This is a genomic window from Flavobacterium sp., assembly GCF_039930565.1.
Lineage (GTDB): Bacteria > Bacteroidota > Bacteroidia > Flavobacteriales > Flavobacteriaceae > Flavobacterium.
The window spans coordinates 20,562-37,770 of sequence record NZ_JBDTTP010000015.1 but is presented as its reverse complement, the minus strand read 5'-3'; the positions used below and the strand labels follow the sequence as shown (position 1 = coordinate 37,770).

The window sequence follows — 17,209 nt, the reverse complement described above, 5'->3', positions numbered from 1 at the left end:
TGTTTCATGTTTTCTATTGAAACTTATTTCCTTTGAAATCCTTCTTATTTAGATAAGTGATAAAGTTTTTTAGTTTACCGCTTAAGTTTTCATAATCTGTTTTTAAAATTTCGAATTTTTGTTCTGAAATATATTCAAAATCAAAAACGCGATAAAGCTGAGATCTTGTTTCTCCAGCTGAACCTTTTGCTATAGATAAAAATAGTCTAAACTCTAAATTTCCATCTCTTTCAAAGCCTTCAGCTATATTGTCCATTACTGAACCAGATGATGCTTTTATTTGATTTTTGAATCTGAAATCTGATTTTAATTCTGTTTCAATTGCAATAAGATGTATTTCTTTTGCTAATCGTCTAGCTTCTTTCCAGATTTCTAAATCTTCAAATCTATTTATTGTTGCCATAATTTCTATTTTTTTAATTTAAGCTTAAACTTACAAAATAAGTCAAACCTGAAACTAAAAAAACCTAAAACTTGAGACAAAATTTTTAGTTTTCTGCTTTAATCCAGTCGTATCCTTTTTCTTCCAATTCGTAAGCCAATTCTTTACCACCAGATTTTACAATTCTTCCGTTGTAAAGAACATGAACGAAATCCGGAACGATATAATCCAATAAACGTTGGTAATGCGTGATAACAATAATTGCATTTTTCTCGCTTTTCAATTTGTTAACTCCGTTAGCTACAATTCTTAAAGCGTCAATATCAAGACCAGAATCGGTTTCGTCAAGGATAGCCAATTTTGGCTCTAACATTGCCATTTGAAAAATTTCGTTTCTTTTTTTCTCCCCTCCGGAAAAACCTTCGTTTAAGGAACGGGATAAAAATTTACGATCGATTTCTAATAATTCAGATTTCTCACGAATTACTTTTAGCATTTCATTCGCTGGCATTTCAGCCTGGCCGTTTGCTTTACGGGTTTCGTTAATGGCAGTTTTCATGAAGTTAGTTACACTTACTCCGGGAATTTCTACAGGATACTGAAACGAAAGGAAAACTCCTTTGTGCGCTCTTTCTTCAGGAGCAAGATCAGCGAGATCTTCTCCGTCAAGGAAAACTGCTCCGTCTGTAACTTCATAGTTTTCGTTTCCTGCAATTACAGCCGAAAGTGTGCTTTTCCCGGAACCGTTTGGCCCCATGATAGCATGTACTTCTCCAGCTTTTACTTCTATGTTTATTCCTTTAAGAATTTCTTTATCGCCAATTGCAGCGTGTAAATTTTTTATTGATAACATTGTTTTTTTTATTTTATATAAATGTCAATTCTATTTTTTTTGTTTGGCTCTGACTTAGAATGTTAGCATTAAAATGCGCGTGACCTAAGTATTCCATACCTAAATAATCGGCTGATTTTTTGAACGGAATGTAAAAACTATCTTCAATTTCGTTGTCGTGCGAATTTGATATCACACCAATTTTTTTTCCTCTGAGTTTTCTTCCGGTTTCTTTTTCAATTCGAATTAAATCCGAAATACGATCAAAGAAAACCTTCATAATTCCACTCATATTATACCAATATATAGGAGTAGCAAAAATTAAAGTATCATACTTTTCAATTATACCTCTTATTAAAGGCAAAAAATCATCGTCAATATTTTTGCTTTCGTAATCATAATATGAAATCGTATAATCACTCAAATCGATTACATCTATTCCGGATTCTTTGGCAATTTCATCCGCAATTTTTGTTGTGTTTCCGTTTTTTCTGGAAGAACCTAAAATGATGACTGATTTGTTTTCCATTTTACAACTATCCAACAGATCCTTCAAGAGAAATCTCTAATAATTTTTGAGCTTCAACCGCAAATTCCATTGGTAATTTGTTCAGGACATCTTTACTGAAACCGTTTACAATTAAGGCAATCGCTTTTTCAGTCGGAATACCTCTTTGGTTGCAATAAAAAACCTGATCTTCTCCAATTTTACTTGTAGTTGCTTCGTGTTCTATTTTGGCTGAAGGATTTTTGCTTTCGATGTAAGGAAAAGTATGTGCACCACAATTGTTTCCCATTAATAAAGAGTCACATTGTGAAAAGTTTCTTGCATTATCAGCTCTTGGGCTAATCTGCACTAATCCACGGTAACTGTTTTGTGACTTACCGGCTGAGATACCTTTAGAAATAATAGTCGATTTAGTGTTTTTTCCTAAATGGATCATTTTAGTACCGGTATCAGCTTGTTGGTAATTATTGGTAACTGCAATCGAATAAAATTCTCCTACTGAATTATCTCCTTTTAAAATAACCGAAGGATATTTCCAGGTTATTGCTGATCCAGTTTCTACTTGTGTCCAGGATATTTTAGCATTTGTTTCGCATAAACCTCTTTTGGTTACGAAATTGTAAACTCCACCTTTTCCTTCCTTGTTTCCAGGAAACCAATTTTGAACGGTAGAATATTTGATTTCGGCACCTTCTAAAGCGATTAATTCTACTACTGCTGCGTGTAATTGGTTTTCGTCACGGCTTGGAGCGGTACATCCTTCCAAATAAGAAACATAACTTCCTTCATCTGCCACTAATAATGTTCTTTCGAATTGTCCAGTTCCTGCCTGATTGATACGGAAATAAGTTGATAATTCCATTGGACAACGAACACCTTTTGGAATGTAACAGAAACTTCCGTCAGAGAAAACAGCCGAATTTAATGCTGCATAAAAGTTGTCTTTTTGGGGAACAACTGTACCCAAATGTTTACGAACTAATTCGGGATGCTCTTTAATAGCTTCGGAAATACTCATAAAAATAATTCCTTTTTCGCCCAAAGTTTTCTTGAAAGTCGTTGCTACTGAAACTGAATCGACTACAATATCCATAGCAACATTGTTCATCATTTTTTGTTCATCGACAGAGATTCCTAACTTTTTGTACATTTCCAAAAGTTCCGGATCTACGTCGTCTAATGTTTTATTAGGATCGATTGTTTTTGGTGCAGAATAATAAGAAATTGCCTGAAAATCGGGTTTAGTATATTTTACATTTGCCCATTCTGGTTCGATCATTTGTTCCCATGCGCGAAAAGCCTCAATGCGCCAATCGGTCATCCATTGTGGTTCTTCTTTTTTTAGAGAAATAGCACGAACAATATCTTCATTTAAACCAATAGGAAACGTCTCCGATTCCAATTCGGTATAAAATCCATATTCATACTCTTTGGTTTCGAGTTCAATTTTTAAGTCGTCTTCGGTATATTTTGACATAATAGTTGTTTAATTGTTTTACAGAGAAAAACTCTCTCCGCAACCGCAAGTTCTACTTGCATTTGGATTGTTAAAAACAAATCCTTTTCCGTTTAATCCGCCTGAAAATTCTAATATAGTTCCAGCTAAATATAGGAATGATTTTTTTTCTACGGCAATTTTTATATTATTATCTTCAAAAACCTTATCGTTTTCGCCTATTTGTTTGTCAAAAGTTAAATCATAAGATAATCCAGAACAACCACCAGATTTTACGCCTACTCGAACGTAATCTTTGGCAGCGTCAAAACCATCGTCTTTCATCATATCGACAATTTTTTTACTTGCAGATTCAGAAACTTGTATCATAGCTATGTTGATTTTGTCTAAATTAACTGCAAATATACGACTTAAAAACCTTTTTCCATAATGCTTCACATTAATATAACTAATGTTAAAATAGATATTAGTTATTTAGATTTACAAAAAATCCCCTTCAAAATGAAGAGGATTTAAAAACAATTAAAAATTTATAATTATAAAGCAGAGTAATATTAAAAAGGTTTTAATAATTATTTATATTATTGCTCATTAGATATTTAACTGAGTTTTTATAAATAAGATAGTATGATTTTAACTTTAACGACATAATTAATCCATATTTACATAATCTACAAAAAATATTTTAGAATTATAATTTATCCATCCGTAACCATTTTGTCCCCATTCATCGCCCCATGAATTTCTTACTAGCCAAGCACTTCGATTATTGTCCCATTCAACAATAGCTACACAGTCGTTTCATTTGAATCATTAATCTTTAAGCTTATTACAGAGTTTTCAACCTAGTAATTGTTAAAATCTTCATTTGTAAGAATAACTACAGCTAAGGCGCCTTGTGATCTTAGTATTGATTTAATTGAAGTAACAGATGTGCTAACGCTTCCATAAGATGCTGCAGAGAAAGTTCTAGGCTTATCTGTGTCACAAGTTCTTCTTGCTTCTCTATACTATGCTTAATCTAAAATAAACTACTGGTTTTTTCATAATAATTGGTTTAATATTCCTATTTGCTTTACTAATCTTTGTGAATTTGAATTAAAATTGTTGCCTTTTTATAGTTATTAATGATTTTTTTCATGAGAGGATATTTTACATTAATTTTTAATTATCTGTTTGTGTAATTATTTTGTATTTGATTTCCAATGCTTAAGGATGTATATAACTTGAGGCAATGCACTACTACCTGCAGATCTTGTGGTTTGAAGATTAATCAAAAGTAATTTTGCGGATTTTAAAATTGATAGTATCAGCAATATATAGATTGCCTTGAGAATCTATTGTGATTCCTTGGGGATTGTTAAATTGTGCTATTGTAGCAATTCCATCAGCAAAACCATTTGTTGCCGTTCCAGCAATTGTTGAAACCAAGCCAGTTGGAGAAATTTTGCGGATTCTTGGTCCATCAGTAACAAATAAATTACCGAGAGAATCAGCTATAATTCCATTTGCGTTGTTAAATTTTGCAACACTGCCTTGGCCATCTGCAAAACCACCAGTAGTCGAGCCTGCAATAGTAGTAACTAATCCTGTTGGAGTTATTTTTCGAATAATTTTAAATCTATCACTAACATATAAATTACCTGCAGTATCAATTGTTAATCCTTGAGGATTGCCAAAACTTGCGGTATTACCCTGACCGTCAGCAGAACTAAAATCTCCGCTTCCGGCAAATGTTGTTACATTATTTCCTGCAATTTTTCGTATTCTTCTATTTTGGCTGTCAGCAACAAATAATGTTCCCGATACATCAATAGCTATTCCAACAGGACGATCAAATTTAGCCTCGAAACGATTGCCATCTAAAAAACCGCTTACAGCAGGCGTATCAGATCCTGTAACAGCTCCTGCGGTTGTATTTACTAAGCCAGTATTAGAGATTAATCTTATCATATCATTGAACTCATCAGCAACAAATAATCTTCCAGATTCATCAATAACTATTCCAGCAGGACCATCAAATTTTGCCAATATACTTTGTCCGTGTTCAGAACCCGTTGTGCTACCAGCAATAGTTGTAACCAAACCAGTTGATGAAATTTTTCTTATTCTATCTCCATCCGTTACGAGCAAGTTTCCTTGGTTATCTACAGTGATACCTCGTGGAAAATCAAATTGAGCCGCTGAACCTTGACCATCTTGAATGCCTTTTATATTTCCTGCAATCGTGGTTACAGTTGTAGTGACTATAAAATCAAAATTGTTGCTTTCTGCACTAGCATTACCTACCGTCAGATTTATTTTGCCCGAACCTGCACTTGGCGGTATGGTAATAGTGATTTGTGTTGGAGTGCTGTTTATAATTGGACAAACTTTATCGTTAATAGTTACAGCATTTTCAGAACTTATAGCACTGAAACCTGATCCTGTAATAGTTACAGGAGTGTTTTTGGGTCCTGATGCTGGGCTGATGTCAGCAATTGATAAAATAATTGTTTCCTTTTTATCTTCATCATTGGAGCAGGAAAACAAAAGAATTAAACTGATTAGAGTTATGATTTTTTTCATGATAACATGTTTTATATTAGTTCTTTATTATTTTTTGTGTAACTATTTTGCCATTGTTTTCAAGTCCTTTTAGGATGTAAATTCCTTGAGGCAACGCACTAATATTTGCCGAAGTTGAACTGCAGGGAACATTTGTTTTAAGACCTGAAATAGTATAAAAAGCTATTTCTGTAAGATCTTGTGAAAAATAAATTTCGGTTGTTGCAGGATTTGGATAAATCAATAAAGTTTCTTTATTAAATTCTTTGGTTGATAGTGTTATATCACTTGATAATAATCTAGTTATGCGCCCCACAGTTTTACCATTGTAAGCAGTAAAGTTACCTGCAATTAAAATTTTTCCATCTGGCTGAATTAATATAGCTCGAATTTCATTATTTGCTCCCGTTCCTGGATCAAAAGTGGTATCGAGTGTTCCATCAGTATTTAATAGTGCAATATTATTCCTTAAAATTCCATCATAAGAAGTAAAATATCCACCACCACCTATTAGGATTTTTTTATCTAATTGTACTTTTATAGATTTAATCGGACCATCTGCTCCTGTCCCTGAATTAAAAGTGGTATCAAGTAATCCGTCGGAATTAAGTCTGACTAGATATTTTTTTGCAGTACTATTATAAGATGTGAAAATTCCACTTATTAAAATTTTTCCATCCGTTTGCAGCGCTATAGCATTAACGATATTGTTTGCTCCTGTTCCTGGGTTAAAAGTAGTATCAAGCGTTCCATCGGCATTTAATCTGGCTATGCGGTTTCTTGAGATACCATTATAAGTAGTGAAAGTACCTCCAATCAAAATTTTTCCATCAGGTTGCACTACTATAGAATTGATGGCATTATTGGTTCCTAATAGTGGGTCGAAAGTGGTGTCAATTTTTCCATCGGTGTTTAGCCTGGCAATCCTATTTCTTGAAACACCTGTATAAGAACTGAAAATCCCTCCAATTAAAATTTTTCCGTCAGATTGAAGTGCAATTGAATAAACATCTCCATTTGCATTACCTGCTCCTATATAAAATGTTTCATCTAAAGATCCGTCTTCGGCATTCATTCGGAGTAATCGACCTCTTAATATAAAATTAGAATCAAAATGTCGTCCTGCAAGCAAAATTTTTCCATCGGGTTGTACTACAATACTATATTCTACTGCGCTTCCTGTTCCTATTGTTGTTGGATTAAAAGGGGCATCAAGCGTTCCGTCTGCATTAAGTCTTATTGTTGCCACTTTTGGAATACCATTATAAGAAGTAAATTCTCCTGCAAGCAAAATTTTCCCGTCAGGTTGCATTGCCACGGATACAATCGTATTATCTGATCCTTTCGCAAACCCTTCTGGGTTGAAAAAAGTAGTATCAATAGTTCCGTCAGTATTTATTCGGGCAAGTCGTCCTCTTAAAGTATCATTATAAGAAGTAAAATCCCCTGCTGTTAAAATTTTTCCGTCTGCTTGTAAAGCAATAGAAGAGACTGTTTCATTCGCACCAATTGCTGTATCAAAATTAACATCCAGCGATCCGTCAGCATTCAGTCTAGCAATCCTATTTCTTGAGATACCATCATAGGAGGTAAATTGTCCTCCGATTAGAATTTTTGCATCCGATTGTATTACTATTTCCTTTACTGAAAAATCAGGTCCCCCTCCAAGATTGAAAGTATTATCTATAGTTCCATCAAGATTCAGCCTTACAACACCATTTTTTGAAGTAAAATTATAAGCGGCAAAGTATCCTCCAATTAAAACTTTACCGTCGTTTTGCAATGCAATAGATTCAATACCAACCGCTCCATTTCCTGGAAAAAAAGTAGTGTCAAGGGTTCCATCAGCATTAAGTTGTGCTATACCGTTTCTTGAAATTCCGGCATAGGACAAAAAAGCACCTATAATCACAATTTTTCCGTCGGTTTTAATTACTATTTCTCTAACCGTACTAGTAGGTCCAACTCCCGGATCAAATGTATTGTCTAAACTTCCGTTAGTATTTAGTCTTACGATGTGCTTTGTTGCAACATCATTATAAGAAGTAAAATATCCTCCAATTAAAATTTTTCCGTCTGTTTGAATAGCAAGGCAACTATAACCATTAAAACCTGTTCCTGCTATAAAAGTTGTATCGAGTGTTCCATCAGTATTCAATCTAGCAATACGATTTATGGCAATACCATTATAAGAAGTAAAATTCCCTATGATCATAATTTTACCATTTGGCAATACTGTTACAGCAGAAATTCTGTCATTTGCTCCCGTTCCTATATCAAAAGAGTAATCAAGAGTTCCATCGGGATTTAATCGTGCGATACGGTTTTTTGGAGTATAAGCATAATTTGTAAACTCTCCTACAATTATAATTTTTCCGTCTGTCTGAACTGCCAATGAAGTAACATTAAGATTTGCTCCTACTCCAATTGTTGCATTAAAGTTTAAATCAATATCGCCAACTTGTGCATACATTCCTCCAATTGCAAGGAATAAAAATATTTTTGTGAGTAATGCTTTTTTCATAATTATTGTTTTATGATTTTTTGAGAATAATTATAGTCTTCATTTTCAATATCCAGGATATATGTACCATTTTGTAAATTCGTTAAATCCAATATTTTATTTTCTAAATTTTCTGGTTTAGTTTGATGAATCATTCGCCCATTTAAATCAAAAACTTTTAGGGAAACATTTTCAATATATTTGGTAGTTTGGATATTGAAAATTCCTGTGGATGGATTTGGAAAAATAACAATATCTGATTCGTTATGTTTGTTTTTAGAAATCCTCAGAAGTGGCACACTTCCTAAATATAAATCGTCATAACAGCCATCATTATCGCTTCCGCTTCGGAGGATTGTATGTAGTTTTATTCTGATTTTTCGGGCATTAATCGGAGCTAATAATATTCCAGTCACATTAATCCAAGAAGAACTGGTACTAAAAGGTCCAAAAGTAAACGTGTTTAGAATAACATTATTTACATCCAGATACTCAATAAAAATATTAGACTCATCGTTTAATCCTTGTTCAAATGATCTTGTATAACCACTAAAAAAATAATTTTTAGTTCCAAGATCAATTGCCGAAGCATCGGAAGTTATATTAATAATCTGCTCTATTTCACTTACATTTAATCCGCCTACATTTTGAACATTATTACCCGCCCAAAACCAAGAATCCCCATTAGGAACCGTATTGGCTTCAAAATTGAAAAGAGCCGCATCATTTGTAGCAACCCAGGAGCTACCAATGGTTTCTGTCCAATGTGGTATTTCGCCATTTATTGCAGGCTCTTCAGCACTTGGATTAAGAATTAAATTTTGCGAATGTGCTAAAAAAGTAGCCGTAAAAAACAATATTAAAAAGGTAATTTTTTTCATAGTATTCTTATTTAGTAACAAAAACATCATTTGCAACTGTAAAATTTTTACTAGCATCGAATGGCAATTCAGTTTGTGTTCCGTTTACCCAAAATTGTGGCTTATTACTCTCGCTAGATGTCATATAAACATCCGTTCCTGAAAGGAAAAAAGCATCAAATGGTTCTTTATCAAATCCGTTTAAAGTTTTAGTTGTACCATTCAACCAGTATTTAGTTGTATAGGTAAATATAAAATCCGTGTAATAAGCCACACAAACATTACTACCATCTACATTCAAAAAACTTCTTGTTACTTCAGAACTACCATCGGTAATTTCAGTTTTTACTCGGTCTTTTAAATACAATAGCTTTGTTTTTGTGTCTGATATTTTTTCTTCAATTAAAACATGTTCAACCCCCTCTTTTATAACCATCCCGGCAGCAAAAAAATCACTTGATCCACTACCCAAAACACTAACAACATTGTTTTTCCACAATTTTGTTTCCTGAGCAAATGTTGCTGTATTTAGTTGATTAAATAGTATTGAGACCTCATTTCCATTGACCTGAATGTCTTGCAAAAAATCAAAAATTTTATCTTTAAAAACTGATACAGCTGTTGGAATTGCATTTTTCCAATATTTTCCAGTTAGTATTGTTCCAGAAGCATTCCATTCAAATCCTATACAATAAACATCGTTATTGACAACTACCATTTTTGAAACATCGTTTTGTTCAAAATCATCATCAACTGTTACACTAGAGTTAATGATTGTAGTAGCAGTACCATTTTTCCAATACCTGTATTTGTCTTCCCCTCCAGCCAATCTTTCTTCTCCTAGTACATATACACTTCCATTATCCACAATTATTTGTTTGATTTCGACAAAATTAGCAGCTTCCGAAAATCTCGATTGTACACCATTTTTCCATAAAACAATACTCATTTTATTGTTTGAATTTGTTTCAACTCCTACTACATATAAATCATTGTTTTCTACCGCCACTTTTAAATCGTCAATATCTGTGTCTGCAATGGCAGGCAAGAAGCTTTTTTCTCCATTCTTCCAAATTACAGGCACAAGAAAATCTCCTTTGGCTTCACGGCCAACTACAAAAACTGTATTGGAACTGTCAATTCCTGAATCAGAATCACCATCATCTTTTGAACATGAAGTTATAAGTATTAATAAAAAAATTGAGAGTCTTATTTTTAAGTTTTGCATAATGTGTTGTAATTTTAATTGTTTTGAAATCAGATATTTATCTTATTTTATGATGTAAAATTGATTTAAAATGAAATATCCTACAATACGCAATTGAGAGTATAGGTAAAGTGATATTTTTATTAAATAATGAAGTAAAAGTTAAATAAATAACTGTTTTTAGAAGATGTGCATATTTGGATCCAAAAAAAAATACGCTCAATGGCGTACTTAATTTTTATGCTATTTAATGAATGTTAAAAAGGAATCTCAATACTGATTTTCAATCCATTACCGGATTGAATTTTTACATTCCCTTTTAAGAGGGCTATTCTTTTTTTAATATTGACTAATCCATTACCAAATTTATTGCCTTCCTGCATGCCTTTTCCATTATCCTTAATAGTAATGAGAAGCCCTTTTTTGTCAATTGAAGAAATGGTAATAATTACTTTAGCAGCATCTGCATGTTTAACCGTATTATTTAGAGCTTCCTTTATAGAAAAAAATAGATTTTTTCGGGAATTTCCGTTTAGGATTCGGTTCGAAATACTCTCAATATCATCCGAAAAAAGTAACTTGGTTTCAGTTCCCTCAAAAAATTTATAGGCATATTGTTTTACGTATTCTGTAAAATTCCGAACGTTATTATTGTCAGCATTCAGGGACCAGATAAAGGCATTAAGACGTTGTGAAATTTCAGAACTGGTATTGCTGATTTTGTCAATGAGTATTTTTTGCTTGTCATTAGGATCGTAATTCTTTAATAAATTGGCATTGATTAAAATACTGCTTAATTCACTGCCAATATCATCATGAAGGTCTTTGCTGATCTCATTTTTTTGATCTAAAATTTTCTTCTGTAATTTGTTCTTTCTTCTGATAATAATAATGATAAGCATTAAAATTAATCCGAAAAAAATCGTGGCAAGAAGCTGCAGGATTTTTATATTTTTTTCTTTATCTAATTGATTGATTTTAGATAAGAGTAATTTGTTTTCACTATTAATATATTGGTCTGTGATTTTTTGAATGTAAAGATTTCCGTTTTGATTCGTGTTTTTTTCAATTTCTAATAGCTTTCCCTGCGTTGACAATACTAAATTTTTATCACTAAGAGATTGAAATTTAGATAATGACTGCTCATAGAAAAGTTTTTGAAAAGAAGGATTTACATTGTGTTGTTTTATTATTTCCTGTCCTTTCTCAAAATAATAACGAACTGTTTGAGATTCTTCGGAACTGGATTCAATTAAGCTTCCAAAACCTAATAAGGCAGTGTCATAAATTGCGGAATCTAAAGATGTTTTGATGCTTTTTTTGAAATAAAAATCAGCTGAATCTTTTTTGTTTTGTTTTAAAAAAAGATCTCCAAAAGTACGTTCAATGTTAGCAATACATCTCTGGTCTTTTAAATTTTTAGCAAAACCATATGCTTTTTTATTATAAAAATAAGCCGAATCCAATTGTCTGGTTTTTATTTTTAATTGAGCAATATCATTATAAATGTATTCCTTGTTTATTTGATATCTTTTGTAATTGCTATTAGATTTTAAAGGAAAATATTTCTTTGCTTTATGATAGGAATCTTCCGAATTCGCGATTTTACCCATTTCGAACCAATTAATTCCTTCAATTAGAAAAGCATTGGAAAGGTGTAAACTGTCCTTGGACTTCCTGGCTAATTTTATTGCTTTTTGAGCTTCATGTAAACCAAATTGATACAATCCAGAATAATAAAAAAGCTCCGACTGTAAACTATTGACACAATATTGCTGCATATCGTCTGGATACTTTAATAACATTTTTTTAGAATAGTTCAGCCATTTTTGCGCTTCTTCAATTTGATCCAGTTCCAGATATTGTTCTGATACAGCTATCGAATTAGTTATTTTACAACTGCTGGTTGTGCATTTATCAAACGCTTTTTTTTTATCTGAAATTGTTTCCTGGGAAAAAACAAGAACAGCTGAAAACAGAAAAAATAAGAAATAATATAACTTCATCTTCCTTTTTTTTAATTATCTTTTTAGATACAAGTTTACCGCTTCAACCCTGGTGTTAACCTGGAGTTTTTCATAAATATGCTGAATGTGTTTTCGAACCGTTCCTCCGCTTATCTGAAGGTTGTCTGCAACTTCTTTGTTCATTTTTCCGGTAGCCAGTAATTCTAAAATTTCGTTCTCGCGAGGTGTTAATAATTGTACACCTTCATCAATAGTGTCCAATTTCGAAAAACTCCCAACTACTTTTCTCGCAATGCTGCTGCTCATCGGACTTCCGCCATCAAATAAATCGTTCAGGGCATCAATAATTTTTGTTGGACCTTCAGTTTTTAAAATATATCCGCTGGCACCAGCCTTTAAACTTTTAAAAATAATCTCATCGTCTTCGTAGGAAGTGCACATGATAAAAAAAAGGCTGGGTTTTTTAGCTTTTAAAATCGAAACGCATTCATAACCGTTATATCCAGGCAAATTTACGTCCATCAATAAAGCATCGATTGCTATTGTCGGCACAACTTCTATTGCAGTTTCTGCATTTTCAAAAGTGCCAGCAAGTTCATATTGTTCCGTAAACTGAATCATCATTGCCAATGCTTCTCGTAAATCACGGTTGTCCTCCACAATGCCAATTCTTTTTTTCATTTGCCTTGATTTATCTGACAATATTAAAAATAATAAAGCACTTCTAAAATACGCAAATAAGCGTAGTAAATAAAACTAAAGGACTAAATTGCATCTTATTCTGAATTAAATACAAAAAAATGAAACTTTATCCTATAGAATCAGGAAACTTTAAATTAGACGGAGGTGCGATGTTTGGAGTTGTGCCCAAAACAATCTGGAATAAAACGAATCCTGCCGATAACAATAACTTAATTGATATTGCCGCACGTTGTTTACTTATTGAAGATGGAAAACGCCTGATTTTGATTGATACGGGAATGGGAAACAAACAATCTGAAAAGTTTTTTGGGTATTATTCGCTTTGGGGAACGCATTCGCTGGATGATTCTCTGGCGAAATATGGTTTTCACAGAGATGATATTACCGATGTTTTTATGACCCATTTACATTTTGATCATTGTGGTGGAAGTGTGCAATGGAATGCAGATAAAACCGGGTATGAACCAGCGTTTAAAAATGCTAAATTCTGGACAAATGATAACCATTGGGAATGGGCGATAAAGCCAAACGCCCGTGAAAAAGCTTCTTTTTTATCAGAGAATATTTTACCAATGCAGGAAAGTGGTCAGCTGAATTTCATAAAAAGACCCGGAAGTGATTTTTTACCACAGTCGGAACTAGGTTTCGGAATTTTCTTTGCCGACGGCCATACCGAAAAACAAATGATTCCGCACATTCAGTATAAGGATAAAACGATTGTTTTTTGTGCTGATTTATTGGCCACTGCAGGACATATTCCCTTGCCGTATATTATGGGTTATGATACAAGACCACTTTTAGCATTAGATGAAAAAGAGAAATTTTTAAATGCTGCTGCGACAAATAATTATTATCTGTTTCTGGAACATGATGCGCATAATCAAATTATAACGTTAGAAAATACAGAGAAGGGGGTTAGGTTAAAAGAAGTTTTTACTTGCGAACAAATTCTTTAGATAAATTTGAAAGCATAAAAAAAATCCCATTTTCATTATTTTGAAAATGGGATTTTTAATTACAATAGAATTGTAATTATTCCATTATAACTTTTTTAACAGAAGCGGTTTCCTGATTGATTAAATATACATAATATATTCCTTTTGGCAAACCGGATAAACTGATGGTGTTATTTATATTGTTTGAGTTTAATGTAAAAGATTTCACCAATTGTCCTAATGCATTGTAGACTGTTGCTTTTTCTAATGCAATATTAGTAATAGTAACTTCATCTTTAGTAGGATTTGGATAGAGTGCTATTTTATCGAATAATAAATCTTCAAGACCTAATTTAGTGCATGCTGACGCATATGTTGCTGTAGCATCTTTTATGTTTGTCCAGTTGGCATTAGAATAAGCAATATCGTCAACTTCAATGCAAGTTAAATTTGGATTTTTTGAAAAGTTTGAATAGGTAAGATCTAAATTTAGGTTGTTTCCGTTTTTTAAATTTAGGTACGTTAACTGATTTTCTTCACAAGCCAATTCTGTTATTTTTGGATTTTTAGAGATATCAAGACTAGTTAGTTGGTTTTCTAAACAGTCAAACATTTCTAGTTCTGGGTTGTTTGAGACATCAATACTAGAAAGTTTATTACCATTGCACATAAAGCCTTTTAGAAGAATATTTTTTTTAATTTCCAGATTTGTTATTTGATTGTTATGACAATAAAAATCGATCAAATTTATGTTTTTTGAAACATTTATTCCTGTTAATAGATTATTACCACAATTTAAATATGTCAATTCAATATTATTGTTAATATCTAAAGAAGTTAATTTATTCGAACTAACTGATAAACTGGATAAAAGTGTGTTTGCAGATAATTCTAAGTCTGTTAACTGATTTACTAACGCATTTATATTAGTCAATTTTGTGTTTTTTGTAAGATCTACGTTTGTTAATGCGTTTGTCTGAAAATCAATCCCTTCCAAAAGAACATTTGATTTTAGATCTATTTCTGTTAAGGTATTAAAACCAATATTTAGACCAATTAATTTGGTATTTTTTGAAACATTTAAACTTGTTAATTGATTTCTACTACAATCTAGATATTTTAGTAAAACATTTGATGAAAAATCAGCAATTGATAATTGATTTTTTCTAGCGTATAAATTTTCAAGAGCAGTAAAATTTTCTATTCCTGTCAAATCAGCAATTGAGCTATTGTTAACATCCAATGTAGATAGGCTCGATATGCTTGAAGTTAATACTTGTCCATCTGGAGTTCCCGTATCGATCCCTAAAGAAATTAATTGTTTTTCAAAATTAACATCTGGGATGTTTGTGTATTGTGCATAAATAGAAAAATTTGCCAGTAATAGCATCAAAAGTAGTTTTGTTTTCATAAATTCAATAATTGTTTGAGTTTGCAATAATACAAATAATACGTCATTTTCTTACTTAATAATGTTGTGTTCCAATAGATAAATTACTTAGAATAATTTTTAAATATTGTTAGGTGATAAAATTTTGAAATATAAAAATCATAACACAGTGTTAACGGTTAGTTTTTTATAACAAAAAAGTATAATTTAGTCGAATTATTTTCAACATCTATTAAATTATACATGATTCCTATAAAACCTCTCAATTTATCTGCTTTTGCATTACTTGTTTTAGCAGGATGTGGCGCAACTATGCAGGCGCAAGTTTCAACTTCAAAAGAATTTATAAAAGCGCCTATATCGGTAGTTAAAAAAGCACCTCTTAAAGAAAATGAATTAAAAAGATGGAGTCATTTGGACTTAATAAAAGACTCTATTCCCGGAATGAGTGTAGATAAGGCTTATGCCGAATTATTACAAGGCAAAACCGGTAAAAGAGTAATTGTCGGAATTGTAGATTCTGGTGTTGATATCGAACACGAAGATTTGAAAGGAATGATCTGGACAAATCCAAAGGAAGTTGCAGGAAACGGAATCGATGATGACAAAAATGGTTATGTTGATGATATTCATGGATGGAATTTTCTGGGAAATATTGTTAATGAAAACCTTGAAATGACCCGCATTGTTAAAAAAGGAGATGATGGTTCCCAACAATATAAAAGTGCTTTGGCCCAATATACAGAAAAGTACGAGAAGGCACTAAAAGAGAAGGAACAAGTAGATTTTTTATTAGATGTACACAACACCTTAAAAACGGCATTAAATAAAGAAAAATATACACTTAAAGATGTTTCAGGTATTACATCTGCTGATCCGAAAGTTAGCAGAAGTAAAATGATTATGACACAAATCTTTACCAACGGCGGACCAAATTTTGATCCAAGTGTTGAATTAGAAGATTACAGAGAACATGTTTACGGCGAATTAAATTTTACCCTGAATAAAGATTTTGACGGAAGAAAAGTTTTAGGTGATAATGCAGACGATATTAAAAGCACAAAATATGGTAATAATATTGTTTTTGGACCGGACAAAGAAAAAGCATTACACGGAACTCACGTTGCCGGAATTATAGCTCAGGTTCGCAACAATAACTTAGGTGGAGACGGAGTTGCCAATAACGTTGAAATTTTGGCTGTCAGAGCAGTGCCAGACGGAGATGAATATGATAAAGATATCGCTCTTGCAATTCGTTATGCGGTCGATAATGGAGCAAAAGTAATTAACGGAAGTTTTGGTAAAAGTTTTTCGCCTCAAAGAAAATGGGTATATGAAGCTATTAAATATGCGGCTAAAAAAGATGTTTTAATTGTTCATGCAGCAGGAAATGATGGTTACAATATTGATGATGCAAAGAACATTAATTATCCTAATGATTCTGAAGACAATATTAATGAATTTGCAGATAACCTAATTACAATTGGCGCGATTAACAAATCTTACGGAAAAAATGTTGTGGCTCAATTCTCCAACTTCGGAAAATTAAACGTAGATGTTTTTGCTCCGGGAGAGGAAATTTATGCAACTGTTCCAAATAATAAATATAAATATCTCCAGGGAACTTCAATGGCATCCCCAAATGCAGCTGGAGTAGCTACATTGATTCGTTCTTATTATCCAAAATTAAAGGCAAAACAAGTAAAACAAATTTTGATGGATTCAGGAGTAATGCTTCCTTCAAGTGTAGTTTTGGGAGACAATCCAAATCCGGATCAGGAACCTGTTGCGGTTTCGTCTGCTGAATCTTCCCGAACAGCCAAAATGGTAAATGCTTACAATGCTTTATTGATGGCTGAAAAAATGTCTAAGTAAAACATAAATTTTAAATAATTTAATTACAAGTTTACAAGAGCCTCT

General features: G+C 32.4%; 14 protein-coding genes. 2 read left to right on the top strand and 12 right to left on the bottom strand.

What is annotated here, in order from left to right:
* Positions 1 to 13 precede the first annotated feature (13 nt).
* From ABI657_RS06045 to ABI657_RS05995, 11 genes are all read right to left on the bottom strand, one after another.
* Positions 14 to 403: a four helix bundle protein gene (locus ABI657_RS06045; RefSeq protein ID WP_348096343.1), complete on the bottom strand. Its 390-nt coding sequence runs from the start codon at positions 401 to 403 to the stop codon at positions 14 to 16.
* An 85-nt stretch (positions 404 to 488) separates the two neighbouring features.
* A complete protein-coding gene (gene sufC / locus ABI657_RS06040; protein ID WP_348096342.1) occupies positions 489 to 1,235 on the bottom strand; it encodes a Fe-S cluster assembly ATPase SufC in 747 nt (248 codons plus the stop codon).
* 13 nt (positions 1,236 to 1,248) lie between these two features.
* Positions 1,249 to 1,743, bottom strand: a complete 495-nt coding sequence (locus tag ABI657_RS06035; RefSeq protein WP_348096341.1) for a flavodoxin family protein — start codon at positions 1,741 to 1,743, stop codon at positions 1,249 to 1,251.
* 7 nt (positions 1,744 to 1,750) lie between these two features.
* Positions 1,751 to 3,199: a Fe-S cluster assembly protein SufB gene (sufB, locus tag ABI657_RS06030; RefSeq protein WP_348096340.1), complete on the bottom strand. Its 1,449-nt coding sequence runs from the start codon at positions 3,197 to 3,199 to the stop codon at positions 1,751 to 1,753.
* An 18-nt stretch (positions 3,200 to 3,217) separates the two neighbouring features.
* On the bottom strand, positions 3,218 to 3,547 hold the full coding sequence (locus tag ABI657_RS06025; protein WP_348096339.1) for an iron-sulfur cluster assembly accessory protein: 330 nt from the start codon (positions 3,545 to 3,547) through the stop codon (positions 3,218 to 3,220).
* A 900-nt stretch (positions 3,548 to 4,447) separates the two neighbouring features.
* Positions 4,448 to 5,746 carry an IPT/TIG domain-containing protein gene (locus tag ABI657_RS06020; RefSeq protein WP_348096338.1) on the bottom strand — a complete coding sequence of 433 codons (1,299 nt, stop codon included), beginning with the start codon at positions 5,744 to 5,746 and terminating at the stop codon, positions 4,448 to 4,450.
* A 16-nt stretch (positions 5,747 to 5,762) separates the two neighbouring features.
* The gene (locus ABI657_RS06015) at positions 5,763 to 8,249 is read right to left on the bottom strand and encodes a T9SS type A sorting domain-containing protein (RefSeq protein WP_348096337.1); all 2,487 of its coding nucleotides are present in this window, start codon (positions 8,247 to 8,249) and stop codon (positions 5,763 to 5,765) included.
* Positions 8,250 to 8,251: 2 nt separating this feature from the next.
* Positions 8,252 to 9,109 (bottom strand): T9SS type A sorting domain-containing protein, encoded by an 858-nt coding sequence (locus tag ABI657_RS06010; RefSeq protein ID WP_348096336.1) that lies wholly within the window; start codon positions 9,107 to 9,109, stop codon positions 8,252 to 8,254.
* Between the two features lie 7 nt (positions 9,110 to 9,116).
* The gene (locus tag ABI657_RS06005; protein ID WP_348096335.1) at positions 9,117 to 10,316 is read right to left on the bottom strand and encodes a hypothetical protein; all 1,200 of its coding nucleotides are present in this window, start codon (positions 10,314 to 10,316) and stop codon (positions 9,117 to 9,119) included.
* 236 nt (positions 10,317 to 10,552) lie between these two features.
* Positions 10,553 to 12,301: an ATP-binding protein gene (locus tag ABI657_RS06000; RefSeq protein WP_348096334.1), complete on the bottom strand. Its 1,749-nt coding sequence runs from the start codon at positions 12,299 to 12,301 to the stop codon at positions 10,553 to 10,555.
* A 15-nt stretch (positions 12,302 to 12,316) separates the two neighbouring features.
* Entirely contained in the window at positions 12,317 to 12,943 is a 627-nt protein-coding gene (locus tag ABI657_RS05995) for a response regulator transcription factor (RefSeq protein WP_348096333.1), read from the bottom strand.
* Between the two features lie 119 nt (positions 12,944 to 13,062).
* Between ABI657_RS05995 and ABI657_RS05990 the strand changes: the two genes are divergently transcribed.
* Positions 13,063 to 13,920 carry an MBL fold metallo-hydrolase gene (locus ABI657_RS05990; protein ID WP_348096332.1) on the top strand — a complete coding sequence of 286 codons (858 nt, stop codon included), beginning with the start codon at positions 13,063 to 13,065 and terminating at the stop codon, positions 13,918 to 13,920.
* 76 nt (positions 13,921 to 13,996) lie between these two features.
* On the opposite strand, the gene ABI657_RS05985 is transcribed toward ABI657_RS05990, so the two are convergent.
* A complete protein-coding gene (locus tag ABI657_RS05985; RefSeq protein WP_348096331.1) occupies positions 13,997 to 15,310 on the bottom strand; it encodes a T9SS type A sorting domain-containing protein in 1,314 nt (437 codons plus the stop codon).
* A gap of 222 nt (positions 15,311 to 15,532) precedes the next feature.
* On the opposite strand from ABI657_RS05985, the gene ABI657_RS05980 reads away from it, so the two are divergent.
* Entirely contained in the window at positions 15,533 to 17,164 is a 1,632-nt protein-coding gene (locus tag ABI657_RS05980) for a S8 family peptidase (protein ID WP_348096330.1), read from the top strand.
* Positions 17,165 to 17,209 lie beyond the last annotated feature (45 nt).

Coding starts and splice junctions, on each gene's coding strand:
- ABI657_RS06045 (WP_348096343.1), bottom strand. CDS start 403: ATGGCAACAATAAATAGATTTGAAGATTTAGAAATCTGGAAAGAAGCT.
- sufC (WP_348096342.1), bottom strand. CDS start 1,235: ATGTTATCAATAAAAAATTTACACGCTGCAATTGGCGATAAAGAAATT.
- ABI657_RS06035 (WP_348096341.1), bottom strand. CDS start 1,743: ATGGAAAACAAATCAGTCATCATTTTAGGTTCTTCCAGAAAAAACGGA.
- sufB (WP_348096340.1), bottom strand. CDS start 3,199: ATGTCAAAATATACCGAAGACGACTTAAAAATTGAACTCGAAACCAAA.
- ABI657_RS06025 (WP_348096339.1), bottom strand. CDS start 3,547: ATGATACAAGTTTCTGAATCTGCAAGTAAAAAAATTGTCGATATGATG.
- ABI657_RS06020 (WP_348096338.1), bottom strand. CDS start 5,746: ATGAAAAAAATCATAACTCTAATCAGTTTAATTCTTTTGTTTTCCTGC.
- ABI657_RS06015 (WP_348096337.1), bottom strand. CDS start 8,249: ATGAAAAAAGCATTACTCACAAAAATATTTTTATTCCTTGCAATTGGA.
- ABI657_RS06010 (WP_348096336.1), bottom strand. CDS start 9,109: ATGAAAAAAATTACCTTTTTAATATTGTTTTTTACGGCTACTTTTTTA.
- ABI657_RS06005 (WP_348096335.1), bottom strand. CDS start 10,316: ATGCAAAACTTAAAAATAAGACTCTCAATTTTTTTATTAATACTTATA.
- ABI657_RS06000 (WP_348096334.1), bottom strand. CDS start 12,301: ATGAAGTTATATTATTTCTTATTTTTTCTGTTTTCAGCTGTTCTTGTT.
- ABI657_RS05995 (WP_348096333.1), bottom strand. CDS start 12,943: ATGAAAAAAAGAATTGGCATTGTGGAGGACAACCGTGATTTACGAGAA.
- ABI657_RS05990 (WP_348096332.1), top strand. CDS start 13,063: ATGAAACTTTATCCTATAGAATCAGGAAACTTTAAATTAGACGGAGGT.
- ABI657_RS05985 (WP_348096331.1), bottom strand. CDS start 15,310: ATGAAAACAAAACTACTTTTGATGCTATTACTGGCAAATTTTTCTATT.
- ABI657_RS05980 (WP_348096330.1), top strand. CDS start 15,533: ATGATTCCTATAAAACCTCTCAATTTATCTGCTTTTGCATTACTTGTT.